This is a genomic window from Xenorhabdus griffiniae (genome assembly GCF_001028135.1).
Lineage (GTDB): Bacteria > Pseudomonadota > Gammaproteobacteria > Enterobacterales > Enterobacteriaceae > Xenorhabdus > Xenorhabdus bakwenae.
This window is the reverse complement of the sequence record NZ_LDNM01000004.1, coordinates 107688-130469: the sequence shown is the minus strand read 5'-3', so window position 1 is coordinate 130469 and position 22782 is coordinate 107688. Positions and strand designations below refer to the sequence as shown.

The 22782-nt window shown below is 46.2% G+C and carries 16 protein-coding genes and 3 pseudogenes; 11 read left to right on the top strand and 8 right to left on the bottom strand.

What is annotated here, in order from left to right; genetic code table 11:
* Nucleotides 1-55: 55 nt before the first annotated feature.
* Nucleotides 56-1156, bottom strand: a pseudogene (locus AAY47_RS01345) (putative transporter); the annotation flags it as partial.
* A gap of 321 nt (nt 1157-1477) precedes the next feature.
* Between AAY47_RS01345 and AAY47_RS01340 the strand changes: the two are divergent.
* Nucleotides 1478-1825 (top strand): YceK/YidQ family lipoprotein, encoded by a 348-nt coding sequence (locus AAY47_RS01340; protein WP_047766443.1) that lies wholly within the window; start codon nt 1478-1480, stop codon nt 1823-1825.
* Between the two features lie 78 nt (nt 1826-1903).
* Here the strand turns inward: AAY47_RS01340 and AAY47_RS01335 are convergent, their stop codons facing one another.
* A complete protein-coding gene (locus tag AAY47_RS01335) occupies nt 1904-3193 on the bottom strand; it encodes a DUF3748 domain-containing protein (RefSeq protein ID WP_047766442.1) in 1290 nt (429 codons plus the stop codon).
* Nucleotides 3194-3328: 135 nt separating this feature from the next.
* Here AAY47_RS01335 and AAY47_RS01330 point away from each other — a divergent pair, with 135 nt between their 5' ends.
* On the top strand, nt 3329-3946 hold the full coding sequence (locus AAY47_RS01330; protein ID WP_045973134.1) for a trimeric intracellular cation channel family protein: 618 nt from the start codon (nt 3329-3331) through the stop codon (nt 3944-3946).
* A gap of 34 nt (nt 3947-3980) precedes the next feature.
* Here AAY47_RS01330 and ligB read toward each other — a convergent pair whose 3' ends face one another.
* Nucleotides 3981-5762 (bottom strand): NAD-dependent DNA ligase LigB, encoded by a 1782-nt coding sequence (gene ligB / locus AAY47_RS01325; protein ID WP_047766441.1) that lies wholly within the window; start codon nt 5760-5762, stop codon nt 3981-3983.
* Nucleotides 5763-6096: 334 nt separating this feature from the next.
* Here ligB and gmk point away from each other — a divergent pair, with 334 nt between their 5' ends.
* From gmk to recG, 6 genes and pseudogenes are all read left to right on the top strand, one after another.
* Nucleotides 6097-6720 carry a guanylate kinase gene (gene gmk, locus AAY47_RS01320; protein WP_047766440.1) on the top strand — a complete coding sequence of 208 codons (624 nt, stop codon included), beginning with the start codon at nt 6097-6099 and terminating at the stop codon, nt 6718-6720.
* Between the two features lie 54 nt (nt 6721-6774).
* Nucleotides 6775-7050: a DNA-directed RNA polymerase subunit omega gene (rpoZ, locus tag AAY47_RS01315; RefSeq protein ID WP_047766439.1), complete on the top strand. Its 276-nt coding sequence runs from the start codon at nt 6775-6777 to the stop codon at nt 7048-7050.
* An 18-nt stretch (nt 7051-7068) separates the two neighbouring features.
* On the top strand, nt 7069-9183 hold the full coding sequence (gene spoT, locus AAY47_RS01310) for a bifunctional GTP diphosphokinase/guanosine-3',5'-bis pyrophosphate 3'-pyrophosphohydrolase (protein WP_047766438.1): 2115 nt from the start codon (nt 7069-7071) through the stop codon (nt 9181-9183).
* 5 nt (nt 9184-9188) lie between these two features.
* Nucleotides 9189-9275: pseudogene (locus AAY47_RS23230) on the top strand (tRNA (guanosine(18)-2'-O)-methyltransferase TrmH); the annotation flags it as partial.
* 30 nt (nt 9276-9305) lie between these two features.
* Nucleotides 9306-9548: pseudogene (locus AAY47_RS21135) on the top strand (tRNA (guanosine(18)-2'-O)-methyltransferase TrmH); the annotation flags it as partial.
* Nucleotides 9549-9570: 22 nt separating this feature from the next.
* Nucleotides 9571-11652 carry an ATP-dependent DNA helicase RecG gene (gene recG, locus AAY47_RS01300; RefSeq protein WP_047766436.1) on the top strand — a complete coding sequence of 694 codons (2082 nt, stop codon included), beginning with the start codon at nt 9571-9573 and terminating at the stop codon, nt 11650-11652.
* A gap of 67 nt (nt 11653-11719) precedes the next feature.
* On the opposite strand, the gene gltS is transcribed toward recG, so the two are convergent.
* On the bottom strand, nt 11720-12934 hold the full coding sequence (gltS, locus tag AAY47_RS01295) for a sodium/glutamate symporter (protein WP_047766435.1): 1215 nt from the start codon (nt 12932-12934) through the stop codon (nt 11720-11722).
* 241 nt (nt 12935-13175) lie between these two features.
* Here gltS and AAY47_RS01290 point away from each other — a divergent pair, with 241 nt between their 5' ends.
* On the top strand, nt 13176-14561 hold the full coding sequence (locus AAY47_RS01290; RefSeq protein WP_047766434.1) for a nucleobase:cation symporter-2 family protein: 1386 nt from the start codon (nt 13176-13178) through the stop codon (nt 14559-14561).
* Between the two features lie 140 nt (nt 14562-14701).
* A complete protein-coding gene (locus AAY47_RS01285; RefSeq protein ID WP_047766433.1) occupies nt 14702-16483 on the top strand; it encodes an AsmA family protein in 1782 nt (593 codons plus the stop codon).
* Here AAY47_RS01285 and fabY read toward each other — a convergent pair.
* The 4 genes from fabY to typA all read right to left on the bottom strand — a co-directional run bounded on the left by fabY (nt 16473) and on the right by typA (nt 20629).
* Nucleotides 16473-17390, bottom strand: coding sequence for a fatty acid biosynthesis protein FabY (gene fabY, locus AAY47_RS01280; RefSeq protein ID WP_047766454.1), 918 nt, complete (start codon nt 17388-17390; stop codon nt 16473-16475). The two genes, AAY47_RS01285 and fabY, sit on opposite strands and share 11 nt — an antisense overlap.
* A 50-nt stretch (nt 17391-17440) precedes the next feature.
* A complete protein-coding gene (gene dtd, locus AAY47_RS01275) occupies nt 17441-17878 on the bottom strand; it encodes a D-aminoacyl-tRNA deacylase (RefSeq protein WP_047766432.1) in 438 nt (145 codons plus the stop codon).
* Between the two features lie 39 nt (nt 17879-17917).
* Nucleotides 17918-18535, bottom strand: coding sequence for a glucose-1-phosphatase (gene yihX / locus AAY47_RS01270; RefSeq protein WP_047766431.1), 618 nt, complete (start codon nt 18533-18535; stop codon nt 17918-17920).
* 264 nt (nt 18536-18799) lie between these two features.
* Nucleotides 18800-20629: a ribosome-dependent GTPase TypA gene (gene typA / locus AAY47_RS01265; protein ID WP_047766430.1), complete on the bottom strand. Its 1830-nt coding sequence runs from the start codon at nt 20627-20629 to the stop codon at nt 18800-18802.
* 565 nt (nt 20630-21194) lie between these two features.
* Here typA and glnA point away from each other — a divergent pair.
* Complete coding sequence (glnA, locus tag AAY47_RS01260) at nt 21195-22604, top strand: glutamate--ammonia ligase (RefSeq protein WP_047766429.1); 1410 nt, start codon at nt 21195-21197, stop codon at nt 22602-22604.
* The last annotated feature ends 178 nt before the right edge of the window (nt 22605-22782 follow it).

Below are 22782 nucleotides of genomic sequence, written 5' to 3'. Positions count from 1 at the left end.
ATTTAAGCAAGCCAACCATACATCAAAATGAGTGTTGCAAAAACGGGGAAGACCATAGATTTTGCTGTGAGTTACCCAAAAGCTTTGTGACGGCTTCCACCGCTTCAGAACGACCGACAATATTCAGGATATCGCCGAACTGTAAACTGGCATTATTACTGGCAACCAGTTCAATTCCTGCACGATTAAGGCGTGTAACGACAACATCATATTTCTGTTTTAAATTGAGCGCCCCAAGCCTCTGGCTCAATACTTCATCATTCGTCACCACAACCCTAACGGATTGAAAAATATCACTGGCAGTAGATAAGGAAACATCAACCTCTTCCCCAATGACCAGCCTGACCTGATTCAACGCTTCCCGCTGCCCGACTAAATAAAGCAGATCACCACTCTGAATTACGGTAGTTGGTTGGGGAACCATCAACAAATCCTGCCGTTTTAGGCGAGAGCATACCACTGCATCATTATTATTGAGCAACGGAATATCCTGCATCATTAATCCATTTAAATTTGGATTACATACAGCGATATTCATTGTCTGGAGCAGTTCTCGCCCCTGATTGTTCTGGTTATCAAACGAATGGGCTTCCTGTTCAATTCTGACTCTGAAAAAAAAGCGAACCAACCACATAACCAGCAAAATACCGCAAATTCCCATAGGGTAAGCCATCGCATATCCCATACCCATTTGGCTGACCAATGAAGGGTCAGATCCTAAATCTGCCAGAATTTGCTGCCCTGCCCCTAAAGATGGCGTATTTGTCACTGCACCGGAAAAAATACCTAAAATAATGGGTAAAGGTACATCAAACAATGTGTGAATAATTGCAGCAACTAATCCACCAATAATAACAATCAGGACAGCAAACCCATTTAATTTAAGGCCAGAAACCCGCAGGGAAGAAAAAAAGCCCGGCCCAACTTGAATACCAATAGTATAAACAAACAGAATTAAGCCAAATTCCTGAATAAAATGCAGCATGTCATTACTGAGAGACTGAGAATACATCTGGGCAAAATGGCCAATTATAATCCCACCAAACAAAACCCCACCAATTCCAAGACCAATACCCCGTATTCGCCAGTTGCCTATCCATAACCCCAATGCGGCAGACAGCGCCAGCAAGCTCATTGTCAGTGCAATATCACTCATGACCCGCTTCCTTTACCAAAGGTTAATCATCCGGAAAATTAATCATTTTCCCTTGTTCCCCATAAATGATGGCTTACCACCCATTAATATTGGCACTAATTAACAGTAAGTTATGTGTTTTAAACCACATATTGTGTGCTTTTTGGCGATAAACGCTATAGCAAACTGAATATTACCTGACTATAGTAAATAGTATTAAAGGGTAAATAGCTTTAAAGGGTAAATGGCTTTAAAATACCCGTCATGCTTTGGAAAAGTGGCGTTAATAGCGAATAAAGTATCTGGACATTGGCAAATTAACTCATTGAGATCATGGAAACGATGAAAAATTGTAAAATACCTCTATTACTATGTACCACATTAGGATGGTTACTACTTACTGGCTGTTCCAGCATCATGACCCACAGCGGTCCCTATCAAGGTTATTATTCTGGAGCAAAAGCCAATATTGGCATGTTGCAAGATGACAAAACGGGATGGCTTATGAAACCCTTGCTTGCGATAGATCTGCCGTTTTCTGCCTTCTTAGACACGCTTCTGCTTCCCTACGATTATGCGCGTTCCGATCAAGATAGCGCAGAACAATCCCCCAAACATCGTATAGAGCAGCTCGATAAAAATCCAATCGTCATACTGCCTACACCCGAAACTGTAGAACACGATACTTAGAATAAAAACTATGGCCGATATCAGCGTATTATCGGGCATCACCCTTCATCGGCAATGCCCATTTTGCTCTATTTGTTTTCAGATAATCCCAGTTTCCACCACAAATATTTGTCGGTAACCGTCAATATCACGCATAAAAGCGACATAGCGATCATCCGGTGATATCACTATCGCATCAGCGGAAGGTGCATCATCAGTGTGCTCTGTTAAACGCTGCATTTTTCCAGTCTGGCTATCACAGAGAACAACACTATTATCACAAACACAGGCAATAAACCGCCCACGGCTATCCCAGCTAAATGCAGATTGTATGCTGTTTTTACTGTAAGTAATCTGCATGGGTTCACCACCATTTGGTGAGATATACCATAGCTGGACAATCCCTTTTTCATCTTTCATCAGAAAACAGATTTTATAGCCATCCGGCGATGTTCTTAGCCAATGACGTGGAACCGTCACCACTCCCGGCCAGCGATTATTGTGCGTAAAAGTCAGGCGTTTCTGTTTCACTCCCGCAGGCGGTGCCGGTAATGTTGTTTCTGTACCCGCTAAAGGTTGATCGCCCGCAATGGCATATTCATCGTTGTGTTCCGGCAGATCAACGAGATAAATTTCCGGTATTTTTTCGCCATTGGTGGCGTATGTATCCCCAATAAAAGCCAGTGCCCAACGCTGCCATTGACCATTATCTTTGCGATATCCTTGCTGTCCAATCCATCCTTCTTCATACGCCCGATTGATGTCATCACTGCCGGGACGCGGGCAAGCCGTAGTCTCGCTAACCACAACCGAGAAATAGCGACCACCATATTCTCTCGAATGTTTTTTGGCTGGCATTACAGCTCGCAAAGGAACGGCCACCGCCACATTACGTAAATCAAGCGCAGGATCTAACTCGTGCATCACATGATCATTGTAGGTAAAACTTAGACGACTGCCATCGGGGCTGAAAACGTGGACATGTGTTCCACCGCGCAAAGCGCCAGCGGTATAAGGTGAAGTAATATCCATAGCATCAATGTTAATTGCCACATTTGGCTGTATATCGGAAACAATGACACCACGACGATGATGAAAATCATATTGCCACTGTGCATCGGGTTTTTCCGGGCCATGAATAAAGGCATAACGAACAGGCTCTTTCGGACTGACAGTCACCACGCCGACATGAGCGCCCTCCTTTGCCTGATAGATAATTTCAGTTTGCCCATGATTAACATGAATTTTTTCTATCGTTAAACCGGTAAAAAAAGCGCCATCGGGACGAACATCGTATACTAACCATTGGCTGTCTGGCGTCCAAGCATTTATATTCGTTATCTGATGGCTACGGCTATAGAATGTAATCTGACGTTCCTTAAAAATCATTTTACTGCCTTATTTTGCGAGGTTTCGGATAATAAAAACTAATTTCATTCAAATTCAGCTAAAAAATTTCAGTCGAAACGTTATTATTTCAACAGTACCCTTTACTTCTACGTTATATTTCATGTAATTAAATTTATGTTACTCAGTGTCCTTTATATCATCGGTATTACGGCTGAAGCCATGACAGGTGCCCTAGCCGCAGGCCGTCGAAAAATGGATGTATTCGGCGTTATCATTATTGCTTCCGTGACAGCCATCGGTGGCGGCACTGTCCGTGATATTATTTTGGGGCACTATCCCCTCGGCTGGGTAAAAAATCCAGAGTATATCGTGACCGTTGCCTGCGCTGCTGTGCTCACTATCTGGGTTGCCCCCATGATGAAACACCTACGCCGACTGTTTCTCATTCTTGATGCCATTGGCTTAATCGTCTTCTCCATCATCGGTGCCCAAATCGCGTTAGATATGCACTACAGCCCGATTATTGCCGCTATTGCCGCCGTCATCACTGGCGTTTTTGGTGGCGTATTGCGCGATATGTTTTGTAATACCATCCCTTTGGTATTCCAAAAAGAGATTTATGCCGGTGTCTCTTTTGCCGCAGCCTGGCTCTATATCGCCTTACTGCATACGCCATTACCCCCGAACAGTGTCATCTTGATTACGCTTGTTGCGGGACTCGCTGCACGATTAATTGCTATTCGTTATCGCCTTGGTTTACCTATCTTCAATTACGATGGCACAGACCACTGATACCATAACGAACCTCAGGGGCAGCCTTTTGCCCCTATTCACTTAATATCTCTTGTTTATTCTCAATGTCCCGTAAAGACAAAATATGAATTACCCCCTTAATCTCAGGATGCTGTAAAAAGGCCAGGATTTTTTCTCTTTGTTTTACTGTTAATGCGTTTTTCGCTTTTGCACCGGATAATATCGTTTCCCACTGCCATCCCAGTTTATCTGCTTGTTTATCCGTAAAGTGCCTGGCATAAGGCAGACCAATGGCTTCATACCATAGCGAAAGTGGCTGTAACTTTGCCTGTTGAAATTGGGAAAAGATCAATTCTGCCCGTTTAGTTCCAATATTGGTCACTGCCTCAAGCTTTTCCTTATCCAGATCAAGCCAATCCGTTAAATTTGCCACCAGACCATGTTTTACCAGCGCTGACCACGTTCCTTGTCCAATGCCTTTCATTTTCAATTTTTCCCCAAGCCATGTCAGGCGAGCGATAAACTGTGGCTGGCAATAATGATCATTATTCATTTCATTTTGATGATCGAATGTCAGGCAGCTCAGAAAATGATAATCCTGCTCATTAGGTGGTTGAATGTCAGGGCGTTCCGTCATACGCCACACCACTTTATTGAGTTTAGGTATACCATGCCCCGCCAGTGCCACCGTAATTTTATCGCCAGGATAGACATTCCACTGCTTCCAACGTTTGATCGAACCGATGTTGACTCGACTCACCTGTCGATCATCCACCTTTACTTTTTCCAGCGCCAATACAACGGTTATTCTCCCTGTCCGGCCTATTGTGAAATTAACATCTTTCACGGTTGTCATTTGCTGCCGCAGTGGATATTTCCATGCAACCGCCCAACTATTTGATGCGGCTCGCCATTGCCGGCCTGTCGGTTCAACCTCTTGGCGTAACACAACACCATCCGTAGCAAAAGGGAGGGACCGGACAAAATAATCTTTCCATCTTTTTTCGGCATCTTGTGCTGTGGCAATGGGGTGGCTATGTTGCTGTGTGATGGGGAAACCCATTTCTGCCAATTTTTCCAGCTTCACCGCCATCTCATTTGGCCCATCCGGCCAGCCCCAAATAAAAATACCAACTTGTTTCAGTTCCGGTGCCGGAGTTTTACGTATCATTAAGCCCGCAACTTTACTGCGCACCCCCTGGCTCCCCTCAACAAACTGCCGATGCTGTTCCTGCTGCCAGAAAAGCTCACCTTGTAATACCAAATGTTCAGGGGCATTTTTAATCCGCTGAGGAATACTGGGAATAAACGCGCTTTTATCCATCCAGTCTATTCCTTCAATACCATTACCCCGGCTGATTAACTGCACTAATTGACCTTTGTCATACACCAAAGTAACTGCAACACCATCGATTTTAGGTTGCAGCCACACCCCTGTGCGGCCCTGTAACCACTGGCTAATTTCCTGTATTCCTTTCAACTTATGCAAGCCTGTGTGCTGGACAGGATGAAGCTGTTTCCCTGACTGTATCTCAGATGAAAGCCCAGGGATCACAGAAGTGTCGGCTACAGGGCTAACATCAAGTAAAGCGCTGTCTGATCCGTGATTTAAACAACTTTGCCAAATTCTCAAGGTTTCCAATAATTGATCGTAAATTTCATCATCTATTTCACTCATTCCCTGCTGGCGATAAAGATAATCCCATTTAGCCACCTGCTGTGTCAGTTGATTAATTTCATGCTGATATTTTTCTTGTGCCCAGTCAGGACACTGAACCTTATTTGCAAATGCCATTGGCATACCAGATAGCAATATCCATACTGCTATTAAAAAACTGATGAGAAAATTAAGCATCCTTGCTCCTTGGTTTCCTTAAAACGGCTTCCTAAAAATTGATTCCCAAGACATGGGCAGAGAATAAAAAGCAGGAGAATTTTTACCAAGTGGCAAAAAAGAATTTTGCGAAGCGTTTCGAAAAGTAAATGTGCAATTTCTGCAACCGACTATTTTTGCTGAAAATATTTCGCAAAAAATCTCATTAATGCCCGTTTGTTAAGAAAATATTTTGGTGAAATACCTGTTGGCATGTATTGTAGCGCTGCATGGATTAACGTATCCGTGTATACTATGTGGGATCTTATATTCCTGCGCTTGCATTTATTTATACCCAATCAGTCAAGAAATCATCATGAACCAAGGAACGTTATATATTGTTTCTGCGCCGAGTGGAGCAGGCAAATCAAGCCTTATTCAGGCTTTATTAAAAACCCAGCCCTTGTATGACACTCAGGTTTCTGTCTCGCATACAACACGGCACGCTCGCCCGGGCGAAAATCATGGTGAACACTATTTTTTCGTCACGGTGGATGAATTTCAAAATATGATCAACCATGATGAATTTTTGGAATATGCCTGTGTTTTTGGTAACTATTACGGCACATCCCGAAAAGTCATCGAAGATACACTCGCCAGTGGCGTTGATGTTTTTCTTGATATTGACTGGCAAGGTGCACAGCAAATCCGCCAGAAAATGCCAATAGCTCGCAGCATTTTCATTCTTCCACCCTCTAAGGAAGAGTTGCTCCGCCGTCTGCGTGGGCGCGGTCAGGACAGCGAAGAAATCATTGCCAAACGCATGGCTCAGGCTGTCGCGGAAATGGAACACTACAACGAATATGATTACGTCATCATCAATGACGATTTCAATACGGCACTGGCCGATTTACAATCTATTATTCGTTCAGAGCGTCTACGATTAGATCGTCAGACCCAGCGGCATGATGCCTTAATCAGCAAATTATTGGCAGACTGAACCAAGTTTCAGTATGATGCCCAGTCATTTATTTATCTGTGGAGTAGCACACATATGGCACGCGTAACTGTTCAAGACGCAGTAGAAAAAATTGGTAACCGTTTTGACCTGGTGTTGGTCGCTGCTCGCCGAGCACGCCAATTGCAAGTAGGTGGCAAAGATCCCCTCGTTCCAGAAGAAAACGATAAGATGACTGTTATTGCCCTGCGTGAAATCGAGCAAGGCCTTATCAACAACAAAATTCTTGATGTTCGTGAACGTCAGGAACGGCAAGAGCAAGAAGCCGCAGAAATCAAAGCCGTTTCTGCCATCGCTGAAGGTCGTCGTTAATTTTACGGTAGGTCTGCCTTGTACCTGTTTGAAAGCCTGAATCAGCTGGTTCTAAAATATTTGCCTGAAGATCAAATTGATCTGCTTAAACAGGCCTATGTGGTTGCGCGGGATGCCCACGAAGGGCAAACCCGCTCCAGCGGTGAGCCATACATCACTCACCCCGTCGCCGTTTCCTGTATTTTGGCTGAAATGCGCCTTGACCATGAAACACTTATGGCGGCACTTTTGCACGATGTCATTGAAGATACCCCTGCAACATTTCAGGATATAGAACAGTTATTTGGCACGGCTGTTGCCGGATTGGTGGAAGGTGTATCCAAGCTGGATAAGCTCAACTTCCGCGATAAAAAGGAAGCACAGGCTGAAAACTTCCGCAAAATGATCATGGCGATGGTGCAGGATATCCGCGTCATTTTGATCAAACTGGCAGACCGTACGCACAATATGCGAACACTTGGTTCCCTGCGCCCCGATAAACGGCGGCGCATTGCCAGGGAAACGCTGGAAATTTATAGTCCACTGGCTCATCGTCTGGGTATTCATCACCTAAAAACCGAGCTGGAGGAACTGGGGTTTGAGGCCCTGTATCCAAACCGCTACCGCGTAATCAAAGAAGTTGTGAAAGCCGCTCGCGGTAATCGCAAAGAGATGATCCAGAAAATTCTGTCGGAGATTGAAGGCAGGTTAACGGATGCCGGTATCAAGTGCACCGTCAGTGGCCGCGAAAAACATCTCTATTCGATCTATCGTAAGATGCGTCTGAAAGAGCAGCGTTTCCATTCCATTATGGATATTTACGCCTTTCGTGTCATCGTCAATAATCTTGATACCTGCTACCGCGTACTGGGGCAAATGCACAGTTTGTACAAGCCACGCCCGGGTAGAGTGAAAGATTATATTGCCATCCCAAAAGCCAACGGTTACCAATCCCTCCATACCTCCCTGATAGGCCCGCATGGCGTCCCCGTCGAAGTTCAGATCCGCACCGAAGATATGGATCAAATGGCGGAAATGGGTGTTGCCGCGCATTGGGCCTATAAAGAGCAAGGGGAATCGGGTACAACTGCGCAGGTTCGTGCCCAGCGCTGGATGCAAAGCTTGCTGGAACTCCAGCAAAGTGCCGGCAGCTCTTTTGAATTTATTGAAAGCGTTAAATCCGATTTGTTCCCTGATGAGATTTACGTTTTTACCCCTGAAGGACGAATTGTTGAGTTACCGGCTAGCGCGACCCCTGTCGATTTTGCCTATGCCGTCCATACCGATATCGGCCACGCCTGTGTTGGTGCCCGCGTTGATCGTCTGCCTTATCCTCTTTCACAAACGCTTAGTAGTGGGCAAACGGTCGAAATTATTACTGCGCCCGGTGCCCGCCCTAATGCTGCATGGCTGAACTTTGTCGTGAGTTCCAAAGCACGCGCCAAAATTCGCCAGTTACTGAAAAACCTGAAATGGGATGATTCCATTAGTTTGGGGCGCCGCCTGCTCAATCATGCGCTCGGTAACGGCACAAAAATTACCGATATTCCGCAAGAAAATATCAACAAAGAGCTGGTAAGAATGAAGCTCGCTACTTTGGATGATTTGTTGGCGGAAATCGGTCTGGGTAATGCCATGAGCGTGGTTGTCGCCCGCAACTTATTATTGGGTTCACCCGAGAAAATACCCCACAACAACGGCAACCCTTCCCGTAAGCTGCCTATCAAGGGCGCTGATGGTATTCTGATTACTTTTGCCAAATGTTGTCGCCCCATTCCAGGCGACCCGATTATTGCCCATATCAGCCCCGGAAAAGGTTTAGTCATCCACCACGAATCCTGTCGCAATATCCGTGGATATCAGAAAGAGCCGGAAAAATTCATGCCGGTTGAGTGGGATAAAGATATCAATAGCGATTTTATTGCTGAAATTAAAGTCGATATGTTTAACCATCAGGGGGCACTGGCAAATCTGACTGCGGCCATTAACGATGTCAACTCCAGTATTCAAAGTATGAATACAGAGGAAAAAGATGGCCGTGTCTATTGTGCTTTCATCAGACTGACGACCAAAGACCGTATCCAGCTGGCGAATATCATGCGTAAGATACGTATCATGCCAGACGTGATGCGCGTCAGCCGTAACCGAAACTAGAGGTTATGAATCCTAAACGTTACGCACGCATTTACCAGATGATGGCAATGCGTCAACCTGACCTGACAATCTGTTTAGAAGAAATTCACAAACCCCATATTGAATGTCGCTGTTGCGTCTGCCTTGTTCTGTATGAAGCACAACGGCAACGCTAATTGGCAGGCATGTACCGGCGGGAGAAAAGTATTCTGCCGGAAGAGAAGCAGCAAAGGTTACTGTTTGAAGGAGGGTATCCCGTGTTGGTCACCGTTTCTCACCGTACGGGCCTGGAACAACCTTTGATAGATAAACAAGGGCAAATCATCGCAAGTGAATCATGGTGGTCAGCTATGCAAAAAACAACTGCACCATCAACAAGGAAATAAACCACACTGACGGAGAAATCGTATGAAAGGCCAATTACTTGATGCCATCCCCTTAACCACGTTACGTGGCGTTGGAGCCAATCAGGTCACTAAGCTCGCTAAGTTAGGGTTGGTCAATCTACAGGATTTGCTTTTGCACTTGCCACTCCGCTATGAGGATCAAACCCGCCTGTATGCCATTAATGAGTTACTGCCCGGCATTTATGCTACGGTAACCGGTGAAATATTACGTACAAATGTGGCTTTTGGACGTCGGCGCATCATGACCTGCCAAATCAGTGATGGCACTGGCATATTGACCCTGCGTTTCTTCAATTTTACTGCCGCCATGAAAAATAATCTGGCCGCAGGAAAGCACGTTGTCGCTTATGGCGAAATTCGCCAAGGGAATCAAGGATCAGAGATTATCCACCCTGAATATAAAGTCCAGCAACACGCCAACTGCGTCCAACTGCAAGAGACGTTAACCCCCATCTATCCCACGACTGAGGGAGTGCGTCAGACAACGCTGCGCAAGTTAATCGATCAGGCATTGGAAATATTGTCCACCTGCTCCATCAATGAATTACTGCCGGAAGAATTCAGCCGGAAGATCATTAGCCTGCCCGATGCATTGCGTACATTGCATCACCCTCCGCCGGAGGCTTCGTTGGCCGATTTAGAGAATGGCCGGCACCCAGCCCAGCACAGGTTAATTCTGGAAGAGTTGCTGGCGCATCATTTAAGTATGTTAGCCGTCAGGGCTGGAACCCAGCGCTTTCATGCATACCCTCTGACGGCAGATGATTCGCTAAAGCAGAAGCTCCTGAGTCAGTTGCCATTCTCCCCCACAGGCGCACAAGCCCGTGTTGTGGCAGAAATAGAACATGATTTGGCAAAAAATGTCCCCATGATGCGCCTGATACAAGGGGATGTCGGTTCGGGGAAAACATTGGTGGCAGCGCTGGCAGCCGTTCGAGCCATTGTTCACGACAAGCAGGTGGCTCTGATGGCACCAACTGAACTTTTAGCAGAGCAACATGCCAATACCTTCCGCCAATGGCTTGAGCCGCTCGGTATTCAGGTCGGTTGGCTGGCTGGCAAGCAGAAAGGTAAGGCGCGTCAGGCACAGCAAGAGGCGATAGCAAGCGGTCACGTGAGCATGATTGTCGGTACTCATGCCATGTTTCAGGAGCAGGTAAAGTTTGCCGGATTGGCACTGGTGATTATTGATGAGCAACATCGATTCGGTGTTCATCAACGTCTGGCATTATGGGAAAAAGGACGCGAGCAAGGCTTCCATCCCCATCAGTTGATCATGACAGCGACTCCTATTCCACGCACATTGGCAATGACCGCCTACGCCGATCTGGATACCTCCGTCATTGATGAATTGCCACCAGGCCGAACGCCCGTCACAACGGTTGCCATCCCAGATACTCGCCGGAACGACATTATCCAACGTATCAAAAGCGCCTGTCTGGATGAAGGGCGTCAGGCTTACTGGGTATGTACTCTGATCGAAGATTCGGAGGTACTGGAAGCACAAGCCGCACAGGCAACCAGCGAAGCGCTGACACTGGCGTTGCCTGAATTGAAAATTGGCTTAGTGCATGGGCGGATGAAACCGGTAGAAAAACAATCCGTTATGGCGGCATTCAAGCAAGGTGAAATACAATTACTGGTTGCCACTACGGTCATTGAAGTCGGGGTGGATGTACCCAATGCCAGCCTGATGATCATCGATAATCCCGAACGGCTGGGATTGGCGCAGTTGCACCAGCTTCGAGGGCGCGTCGGGCGTGGCGCCATCGCTTCTCACTGTGTCCTGCTCTATAAAACGCCACTGACCCATACAGCCAAAATTCGCCTGCAAGTTTTACGCGACAGTAATGATGGTTTTGTGATTGCCCAGAAAGATCTAGAGATCCGCGGGCCAGGTGAACTGCTGGGTACACGCCAAACAGGTAATGCAGAATTCAGGATCGCGGATTTATTGCGCGACCAAAGTATGCTACCCGAAGTTCAGCGTATCGCCCGCTATATCCACCAACACTATCCTGAACACGCCAAAGCGTTGATTGAACGCTGGTTGCCGGATAGTTCCCAATATAGCCGCGCTTAAGTGCCAGCCGCTGAGTATTTCAGCGGCATATTCGCCAAGATATCAGGCGAGACAAAAGTGTATTAATTTAACCAGCTACAGATGGGAATACCGGTAATAACAGATACAATTTGATGACGGCAGCATTAACGATATCAATAAAGAATGCCCCCACCATAGGTACGAGTAAGAATGCCACATGCGATGGTCCAAAACGGTCGGTGATCGCTTGCATATTCGCGATAGCTGTTGGTGTTGCACCTAAGCCAAAACCACAGTGGCCGGCTGATAATACGGCGGCATCGAAATTCTTACCCATTATGCGGTAAGTGACGAAAACAGCATACAAAGCCATAACCACTGTTTGTACGGCAAGAATGATCAACATTGGCAACGCAAGGGAAGCCAATTGCCACAGTTTAAGACTCATCAATGCCATAGCCAGGAACAGCGATAAACTGACATTACCTAAGACCGAAACCGCTCGATCAAATACCCGATAAAAACCAAGCAGAGATAGACCATTACTAAGAATAACACCAACAAACAGGACACAGACGAATGTCGGCAATTCAAAGGCCGTGCCTTGTAGCAGTTTCTCAATAAACTTACCTGCCAATAGGCAAATGGAAATCATAGCAATCGTTTCCACCATCACTAATGGTGTAATAAGCCGCCCCGTATAAGGTTTCTCAAATGCCGTCGGCAGCTCGGTATCCTCAGCCCCCAGCCCTGGCGTTTTGGTATTTTTCACCAACAGGCGGGCAACCGGACCTCCTATCAGTCCACCTAAAACCAGGCCGAATGTTGCACATGCCATTGCCACTTCCGTGGCATTTTCAAAGCCATAGCGCTCAGTGAATACCTTGCCCCAAGCGCCACCTGTTCCATGCCCACCAGATAGTGTAATGGAGCCTGCCAGCAATCCCATTAATGGATCAAGGCCAAGCATTTTCGCCAATGCGATGCCCACGGTGTTCTGTACAAATAACAGGCCAACAACCACGCAGACAAAAATGACCAACGATTTTCCGCCGGCTTTCAGGCTGGCAAGGTTAGCGTTCAAGCCGATTGTGGCAAAGAACATCAACATGAGAGGCTCTTGGAGAGATAAATCAAAACTGACTTCCCAACCTATGGATTGTTTAACTGCCAGCAGAACTAATGCAACCAATAATCCACCTGCGACTGGCTCCGGGATCGTATATTTCTCAAGAAATGGAACTGATTGTACGAGTTTTCTTCCTAGTAGCAAAACCAGTGTGGCAGCAACGAGCGTGCCATAAATATCCAGATGATACATTGATGTACCTCATCCATTGTTAATATTATGTGAACTTAATGTGACGTTATAATCATCCTATAAAAACGCCAAGAGCAGGTAAGGGTTGGATTAGAAATAAAATTACGCATAAACACAAGTTAAAACATTTAAAAATGTGACGGGATTGAACCACAATTCATGATGAAAACTTAACGCAAACGATTGCTTTAATGATAAGAATCATTAAAATGCGCTTTTTGTCTATCTGGAATTTCACAACATGGTCAATTTACCCCGTGAATCCAATTCATCAGAAGTACCCAATAAATCAAACAACGAACTGATCTATCGTCTGGAAGATAAGCCACCGCTTCCACATGCCTTATTTGCTGCATGCCAACATTTACTGGCCATGTTTGTGGCTGTTATTACGCCAGCGATGTTGATTTGCCAGGCTCTGGGGCTTCCAGAACAGGATACCCAACGCATTATCAGTATGTCCCTGTTTGCTTCAGGTTTAGCATCACTGATTCAAATTCGTTCTTGGGGACCCATTGGCTCAGGGTTGCTTTCAATCCAAGGCACCAGCTTTAATTTCGTTGCCCCACTTATTATGGGTGGCCTGGCGTTGAAAAATGGCGGTGCGGATATTCCAACTATGATGGCAGCTCTGTTTGGTACACTGATGCTCGCCTCAATGACGGAAGTGCTGCTCTCACGCGTGTTACATTTGGCAAGACGGATTATTACCCCTCTGGTTTCCGGTATTGTGGTGATGATCATTGGGTTATCACTAATTCAGGTGGGGTTAACTTCGATTGGTGGTGGTTATTCTGCGATTCAAGATGGCACATTTGGCGCATCTGAAAACTTGCTGCTGGCGGGAGTTGTTCTTGCGGTTATCGTATTGCTGAATCGCCAAAATAACCCTTACTTGCGTGTTGCTTCTCTGGTCATCGCCATGGCAGTGGGGTATCTGCTGGCCTGGTATATGGATAGGTTACCCACTTCAATACCGCACGAAGATGCACCAATCATCACAATTCCTTCGCCACTCTATTATGGCTTGTCTTTTGACTGGAATCTGTTGATCCCACTGATTCTGATTTTTATGGTGACATCACTGGAAACAATTGGTGATATCACAGCCACCTCAGATGTCTCCGGGCAACCTGTCAGCGGCCCACTTTACATAAAACGTATCAAGGGCGGTGTGCTGGCAAATGGCCTTAATTCTATGGTGTCAGCCGTGTTTAATACGTTTCCAAACTCCTGTTTTGGTCAGAACAATGGCGTGATCCAACTCACTGGTGTTGCCAGCCGCTATGTCGGTTACATGATTGCCTCCATGCTGATCCTATTGGGGCTGTTTCCCGCCGTGGCGGGTTTTGTACAACATATTCCTGAGCCTGTTCTGGGCGGAGCAACGATTGTGATGTTCGGCACTATCGCTGCATCTGGGGTCAGAATCGTTTCCCGTGAGCCGCTGAATCGTCGTGCCATTATGATCATCGCACTGTCTCTGGCTGTGGGGTTAGGTATTTCTCAACAACCGCTGATTTTACAGTTTGCCCCTGATTGGTTGAAAAACTTACTCTCTTCAGGCATTGCCGCTGGTGGGTTAACCGCCATTATGCTTAACCTCATTTTTCCCCAAGAAAAATAGTCAGCCGTTTTTTGTATAATGCTTCTCTCCCGCCTTACCTGCGGGAGTTTTCTTTTTTTGCCTAAAACATCTATTGAGTGCGGCTCTATTTTACGGCATAAAAGGGCTTCTATTGGAAGATCACACTGTTGAGGTGAAATATGAGGTGGTTAGGGAAATTTTTTGTCACTCTTCTATTAATGCTAATTCTGGCAATCATAGTTATCTATGTTGTTGCCCAGACGCATTGGGGAGCCAAACAGTTAAGCCAATGGTTCAGCAGGCAAGGACATTATCAAGTCAGTATTGAAAGCATCAGCCATAGCTGGCAGCAGCCTGCTACCCTATCACTAAACCACATCGACCTTCACGATACACAAAGTCCTTTCTCACTCAATGCCGATACCATTCATCTTGATTTCAAATGGCAGCATTTACTGTCCCCCAAAAATCTCCGTCGTCTGACATTGCAACAAGGGACATTGATACTGTCTGGAAATCAACTTCCTCCTCTTTTACAAGCGGATATCCTGCAACTGAACCAGATGAATATTCAGCTAGAGAGTCCCAATACGCGTATTCAGGGGGAGAATATCACGGGCGGCATTACACCCTGGGTTCCTGCCAGGGACAACCCATTTGGTCATGGAAAATATCAATTCAGTGCCAGTAATATCCGTTTTAATGACATGTCTGTTGAACATGCTGTTGTGCAAGGCAGTTACCAGAATAAAGCCCTGACTATCGACGCTTTTGGCGCAACATTTTTGCGAGGCGCCATTTCTGGCGATGGTCAGCAATTACCGGACGGCAGTTGGCGCTGGAACAATATCCTGCTCAGTGATATTCGCTGGCAAACCCCGATGACACTGAGTGATTTGAAAGGAAAAATCAGTCATCTGCCGGCGATGTATGTCAAAGATCTCAATATCACCAATGCCAAACTGCAAGGGCAAAACTGGTCTGTTGATTATCTGGACAGTTCTATCAAAAATTTAGGCTTAGTCAACGGCAGCTGGAACGCCGAAGATGGGTTGATTGATTTTAATGCGATGAACATAACGTTGAATAATGCACAGTTCAGCGACACGCTTGGAAAATTCCGTTTTTCTGGTGATACCTTTACCATCGCAAGCCTGACAACCCACTATCAAAAAGGGTTGTTCAATATCCAGTCTCAATGGGATCGCAAAAACCGATTGCTTACCCTCAAAGAGAGTTCTGTCACCGGGCTGCTTTATGCTCTGCCACCAACATGGCTCGATTATTTCAAACAGCCCGCGCCGGAATGGATTTCAGGCGTGAAACTCAACGATATTACTCTCAATAATACGCTGTTGATTGATACCAATCCCAATTTCCCGTTCCAGCTCACCACCCTTGCAGCCCATATTAACAACATGGATATCTTGAAAAATGGCAAGTGGGGATTATGGAAGGGTCAGGCATCGCTACAAGCGGCGGCGGGAACCTTTAACAAGGTCGAAATAACCCGTCCTTATCTGCAACTACACGCTACAGACGGCAAAGTCACTATTGATAAACTGAATGGCTTTACCCGTGAAGGGCTGCTGCAAGTGACTGGTTCAGCGGAACAACAAACTGCTCATACGCCTTTTAACCTCAATTTCAAAGGGATGAATGCAGATTTGAACATCTTGCCACAATGGGGCTGGATACCGCTTAATATTCAGGGAGAAGGCAATTTTTCACTCGCTTTCACGGGGGATCTCTCCGCTGACGATGTGAAGGGAACCATCAACGGGACATTAGTTGCTGAAGATAAATCATCAGACAAGGAGTCACAATCTATTGAGCAAGGTTTGATCTCAACGAGCCGCTGTACCCCGACAGCCCCGGCCTCCGTAGATAATCCTGAAACTGGAAACTCAACAACAGGCCACTCTACGGAAAGCCAACCCTGCGCAAAAATCAAGCTTTAGTGAGACGTTCGGGAGGCAGGACGATATAAGTCCCGGTGAACACGCTACCTACGCCATGTTCACCGCTAACCTGCACGTCCACCGTTACGCGGGCTTTATTACCGCGGGCAAGACGGGCAAGATCGCCGCTCATATTATTGAAATCCGCAGTTGCACAGGGGCGCCCTGTAATCGGTTGCCGATAACGAATATTGGCATCCACCAAAATGATATTTCCCCCCAATTGGCGCTCCTGTAGCAACAACCAAATCAATCCCCATGCCGTTAAGGTGGCCTGAGAAAATAAGCTACCCGCGAAAATAGTATGGTGGGGATTCTGGTTTCCGGCTTCCGGCATCGTCGTAACGAAGCGTTGCCCGGTATATTGGGTGATCCTAAGCCCCATTTTTTCACTCAAAGGGATTTGCTTATGCCATGCTTGCTGCAACTCCGCACACCAATCAGGACGGTGCAAGATATCATCAAGGCTTATTATCGGTTTGATCATGAGAAAATGGCTAATCGGCAATGCCTTAGCACCATTGATCAAACCCCTGTTTTGAAAACCCAACTTACCGAAGAAATCAACCGCGTTTTCCCGTGCGCTGCAAACAATTCGTTTCACACCTTCCTGTCTGGCTACAGATTCCAATGCCATCGCAATCAGTGTCCCCAAACCTTTTCGTTGTACATTGGGATGAACGGCCAGAAAACGAATAGCGCCTTCATTGTCTGCATTGATGTATAAACGCCCAACAGCCAGCGGATTACCCTGTTCATCCACCACCATTTGGTGATGAGCCATCGAATCGTAACCGTCTTTCTCTGATCCGACGGGCTGGTGAAGCGGTTTACGCAGCATCTCCCAACGAAATTGGTAATAGGTGTCCAACTCTTGTTCTGTTTGAGGTACTCTCAGATGGTACATAGAAACAACCCCTTCTTTTGTGTGTTGCCCTGTGTCGACAGAAAAATCCATCATACTTGCAACCAAAAAGTCACTGGCCCGTCATTTATCAAACTGACTTGCATGTCTGCCGCAAATTTCCCCGTTTCTGTTTTTACACCCGTTACACGACACTGTTCAATAAAATAGCGATACAGTTCCTTTGCTTTTTGTGGTTCAGCTCCACCCGAAAAACTGGGTCTTAAGCCTTTCTGCGTGTCCGCAGCTAATGTAAATTGCGATACAACCAGTAAACTACCACCCGCTTGCTGAACGTTAAGGTTCATTTTTCCCTGTTCATCGCTGAATACCCGATATCCTATTACCTTGTCGCATAAACGTTGCGCTTTCTGTGGGGTATCGTCTTTTTCCACCCCCAGCAACACCAGCAACCCCTGTCCAATGTCTCCAATCGTCTCATCTTCAACAACAACCTTTGCCTGTGTTACACGCTGAATTAATGCGATCATTTCTCTTGCCTGTTATTTCGTTGCAATAAGCAAACAATGTTAATTTTTTGCGGGAAGCGAGAAATCATGTGACTTAAAATAATCGGGGATGACACTCTTGTCAGTCACATGAATTGCATTGATGCCTGATTTTTTTGCTGCTTCGACGTTTTCTGACAGATCATCAAAGAATATGGCTTGTTCCGCTGCCACACCTTCTGCGGCCAGCACATAATTAAAAATATCCAGATTTGGTTTACGCATACCTAAATCCTGGGATAAATAAAGGAAATCCGTTGATGCAGCAACTTCAGGATAATGCACTGACCAGTAATCAAAATGCAGACGGTTGGTATTTGACAGCACAACTACACGATGCCCTTCGGCACGCAATTTATGCATTAGCTCAATGACTTCCTGCCTGACACCGACAAAGATTGTATTCCAGCCTTCCGCAAATTGTTCAAAACTGAGTGAGATATCCATTTCATCACACATCATTTCTGCAAATTCAGGGTCACTAATTTGCCCACGCTCGTGCTTTTCAATAGTTTCTCCCTGCGAAAATTTGGGGGTCAATGTTGCCAGTGGTGTCCCGCTCAGATTACTCCAGACAGCCAATACTCTTTTAAAATCAATATTAATAATCACGTTACCCAGATCGAAAATATACAGCATAATCCCTCCTGACTGACGCTCATTGTTTAGTACTTTTATCATACTTTTATTAAGAAAAAAGAAGGGCGGGATAAAAAAACAAATAAATTGTTCTTCTTATGAAGTGTCTTATAAATCGTCGTTGAAGCTCTTGACTGGCTACCGACCGATCAGCAGAGATAGATCACAAATGGCTAGAAGGGGATATCATAAAAGAACTCAGGGCACCGAAGCGCCCTAAGCAATTGATTTTCAGGTCATCAAATACAGCACATGACCCAAAAATTAAACGTCTTTGCTACGATTTGCACGGCGGCGATCGTTTTCAGTCAAATGACGCTTACGCAAGCGAATTGACACTGGCGTCACTTCAACCAACTCGTCATCATCAATAAACTCCAGCGCCTGCTCCAATGTTTTCTTGATATGTGGAGTCAGTGTTGTCGCTTCATCCGTTCCTGACGCACGCATGTTAGTCAGTTTCTTACCGGTCAGACAGTTAACGGTCAGGTCATTTGAACGTGAGTGAATACCAATGATCTGGCCTTCATACACTTCCGTACCATGACCCAGGAACAACTTACCACGCTCCTGCAAACTATACAGCGCGTAAGCCACTGCCTTACCTTGTCCATTGGCAATCAGTACCCCATTCAGGCGACGACCAATCTCACCTGGGCGGATATCATCATAGTGGCTGAATGTGGCATACAACAGGCCAGTACCCGAAGTCATGGTCATGAATTCAGTACGGAAGCCAATCAGGCCACGGCTTGGAATAACGTAATCAAGACGAACGCGGCCTTTGCCATCTGGCAGCATGTCACGCATTTCACCTTTACGCTCACCCAGTGCCTGCATCACATCGCCTTGGTGCTGCTCTTCGATATCCAGAGTAACCTGCTCGAAAGGTTCCTGCTTACGGCCATCAATGTCACGGAAAATCACTTTTGGACGGGAAACGCCCAGCTCGAAACCTTCACGACGCATGTTCTCGATCAGAACGGACAAGTGCAGTTCACCACGGCCAGATACACGGAAAGCGTCTGGATCTTCCGTTTCCTCAACACGCAGTGCAACGTTATGAACCAGTTCTTTTTTCAGACGATCAAGGATCTGGCGAGAAGTCACGTACTTACCTTCACGGCCACAGAACGGTGAAGTGTTGACACAGAAGTACATGCTGACGGTAGGTTCATCAACGGCCAGTGCAGGCAATGCTTCGACCGTATTAACTTCACACAGGGTATCGGAGATGTTCAGATCACCCAGACCGGTAATTGCGATGATGTCGCCGGCTTCCGCCTTATCAGACTCAATACGCTCCAATCCCAGATGGCTAAAGACCTTACCGACTTTACCGTTGCGCGTTTTACCTTCGCTGTCGATAATCGTGATGTTTTGGTTTGGTTTTACCATACCGCGCTTAATGCGACCGATACCGATAACCCCAACGTAGTTATTGTAATCCAACTGCGAAATTTGCATCTGGAATGGGCCATCAAGGTCAACCTTAGGTGGCTCAACGTGATCAACGATTGCCTGATACAACGGAGTCATATCTTCAGCCATTTCGGTATGCTCGTTACCCGCAACACCCATCAGTGCAGAAGCATAAATGATTGGGAAATCCAGTTGCTCATCGGTTGCACCGAGGTTCACAAACAAGTCAAATACCTGATCCACCACCCAGTCAGGGCGAGCACCCGGACGGTCAACTTTGTTGATCACCACAATCGGTTTCAGGCCGTGAGCAAACGCTTTCTGGGTAACAAAGCGAGTCTGTGGCATTGGGCCATCCATCGCATCAACCAGCAACAGCACGCTGTCTACCATTGACATGACACGTTCAACCTCGCCACCAAAATCGGCGTGGCCTGGGGTATCTACGATGTTGATACGATAGTCATTCCATTTGATCGCCGTATTCTTTGCCAGAATGGTAATACCACGTTCTTTTTCCAGATCATTGGAATCCATCACACGTTCGGTTGTTGCAGCACGCTCCCCAAAGGTGCCAGACTGTTGCAGGAGTTTATCAACCAGCGTGGTTTTGCCATGGTCGACGTGAGCAATAATTGCTATATTTCTTAAATTACTGATTTCATTTGACATTTAAAAATTCCGATAACGCTAAGATCATTTATGCACTCTCAATGCAGTACACAAAAAGAATTCTGTTTTACTTGGCCGCCGCCGAACAAAAGTGCAGCATTATACACTTTGGATGGTTGCACTGGTATTAAAAGTTGTGCAGTATTGGCGGTTTTCTCTTTATTTAGCGAGTTCCTTAAGTTCCGAGCCAACTACAGAAGCGAGCTTGGTATAGACAGCCTAGGGCATTCCTTCCCGCAAAATTTGATGCAAGTTTGCGAGATTTCAGCCGGCCAGTCGCACCATAATAATGCAAGCACATTGTCAGAATTCACCACTTTGGTGCAAAAATACCTAAAACCATACTCCTGTCTTATTTATTTTTTCTCTTCCCTCTGCCATACTTTTTTATCATATTGATATTAAATAATTTTTAAATATTGGCACATTTTTCGCATTTATCTTTAGCGATAGTGATTTCATAACATTGATCATACAGAGATCCACAATCGCCCTTAACTTTTAAGATAAAACAGCCTATTTCTTGCCCTGTTTTATCAGGCCGACGTAAACCAGGAGAGCCAGTATGTCCGTTGAACATGTTTTGTCCATGATTGAAGAACATCAGGTGAAGTTTATTGACTTACGCTTTACTGACACCAAAGGTAAAGAACAACACATCACTATTCCTGCCCACCAAGTTGATGAAGACTTCTTTGAAGATGGCAAAATGTTTGACGGTTCATCTATCGGTGGCTGGAAAGGTATCAATGAATCCGACATGGTGCTCATGCCAGATCCAGGCACCGCGATGCTTGATCCCTTCTTTAATGATGCCACCCTGATCCTGCGTTGTGATATCCTTGAACCCGGCACCATGCAAGGCTATAGCCGCGATCCTCGCTCCATTGCCAAACGCGCAGAAGATTTCCTGCGGGCAAGCGATATTGCTGATACCGTTTTATTTGGGCCAGAACCCGAATTCTTTTTGTTCGATGATATCCGTTTCGGCAGCTCCATCTCTGGCTCTTATTATCATATCGATGATACGGAAGCCGCCTGGAACAGCGGCACACGCTATGAAGGCGGTAACAAAGGCCATCGGCCCGGCATTAAAGGCGGGTACTTTCCGGTTCCTCCGGTGGATTCTTCCCAAGACCTGCGTTCAGCCATGTGCCTGACCATGGAAAAAATGGGCCTGGTCGTTGAAGCCCACCACCATGAGGTCGCAACTGCCGGACAAAACGAAATTGCCACCCGCTTTAATACTATGACCAAAAAAGCGGATGAAACCCAGATTTATAAATATGTGGTTCATAACGTTGCCCATAAATTGGGTAAAACCGCGACATTTATGCCAAAACCGTTGGTGGGCGATAACGGATCAGGTATGCACTGTCATATGTCACTGTCCAAAAATGGCACTAACCTGTTTGCAGGTGACAAGTACGGTGGCTTGTCCGAAATGGCGCTTTACTATATCGGCGGTGTCATCAAACACGCACGTGCGTTAAATGCCTTTACCAACCCAACAACTAACTCGTACAAACGTCTGGTGCCTGGCTTTGAAGCCCCGGTGATGCTGGCCTATTCTGCCCGTAACCGTTCTGCGTCTATCCGTATCCCGGTGGTCGCCAGTGCCAAAGCTCGCCGTATTGAAGTGCGTTTCCCTGATCCCGCAGCGAACCCTTACCTGGCTTTCTCTGCGCTGTTGATGGCAGGTTTGGATGGCATCATCAACAAAATCCATCCAGGTGATGCGATGGATAAAAACTTGTATGACTTGCCCGCAGAAGAAGCCCAGGAGATCCCAACCGTGGCCCCTTCTTTGGAAGAAGCGCTGGCCGCATTAGATGCCGACCGTGAATTCCTGACGCGCGGTGGTGTTTTTACCGATGATACGATTGATGCTTATATCACTTTATTGAATGGGGAAATTGAACGTGTTCGCATGACACCACATCCTCTGGAGTTTGAACTGTATTACAGCGTGTAGTGCTTTATCAGGTAATGCCCCATAACGTAAGGGCATTACTTGTGTTTTTTTGTTGCCGTGAAACTTTTGGCCCATCCTTGGATGGGCTTTTTTCCCTCGCATAGACACAATGACATCATGATTGACGATATATGCTGAGTAAAAGGATTCATCGAACTATGCTTAAATAAGCTACAAC

Coding starts and splice junctions, on each gene's coding strand:
- AAY47_RS01340 (WP_047766443.1), top strand. CDS start 1,478: ATGAAAAATTGTAAAATACCTCTATTACTATGTACCACATTAGGATGG.
- AAY47_RS01335 (WP_047766442.1), bottom strand. CDS start 3,193: ATGATTTTTAAGGAACGTCAGATTACATTCTATAGCCGTAGCCATCAG.
- AAY47_RS01330 (WP_045973134.1), top strand. CDS start 3,329: ATGTTACTCAGTGTCCTTTATATCATCGGTATTACGGCTGAAGCCATG.
- ligB (WP_047766441.1), bottom strand. CDS start 5,762: ATGCTTAATTTTCTCATCAGTTTTTTAATAGCAGTATGGATATTGCTA.
- gmk (WP_047766440.1), top strand. CDS start 6,097: ATGAACCAAGGAACGTTATATATTGTTTCTGCGCCGAGTGGAGCAGGC.
- rpoZ (WP_047766439.1), top strand. CDS start 6,775: ATGGCACGCGTAACTGTTCAAGACGCAGTAGAAAAAATTGGTAACCGT.
- recG (WP_047766436.1), top strand. CDS start 9,571: ATGAAAGGCCAATTACTTGATGCCATCCCCTTAACCACGTTACGTGGC.
- gltS (WP_047766435.1), bottom strand. CDS start 12,934: ATGTATCATCTGGATATTTATGGCACGCTCGTTGCTGCCACACTGGTT.
- AAY47_RS01290 (WP_047766434.1), top strand. CDS start 13,176: ATGGTCAATTTACCCCGTGAATCCAATTCATCAGAAGTACCCAATAAA.
- AAY47_RS01285 (WP_047766433.1), top strand. CDS start 14,702: ATGAGGTGGTTAGGGAAATTTTTTGTCACTCTTCTATTAATGCTAATT.
- fabY (WP_047766454.1), bottom strand. CDS start 17,390: ATGTACCATCTGAGAGTACCTCAAACAGAACAAGAGTTGGACACCTAT.
- dtd (WP_047766432.1), bottom strand. CDS start 17,878: ATGATCGCATTAATTCAGCGTGTAACACAGGCAAAGGTTGTTGTTGAA.
- yihX (WP_047766431.1), bottom strand. CDS start 18,535: ATGCTGTATATTTTCGATCTGGGTAACGTGATTATTAATATTGATTTT.
- typA (WP_047766430.1), bottom strand. CDS start 20,629: ATGTCAAATGAAATCAGTAATTTAAGAAATATAGCAATTATTGCTCAC.
- glnA (WP_047766429.1), top strand. CDS start 21,195: ATGTCCGTTGAACATGTTTTGTCCATGATTGAAGAACATCAGGTGAAG.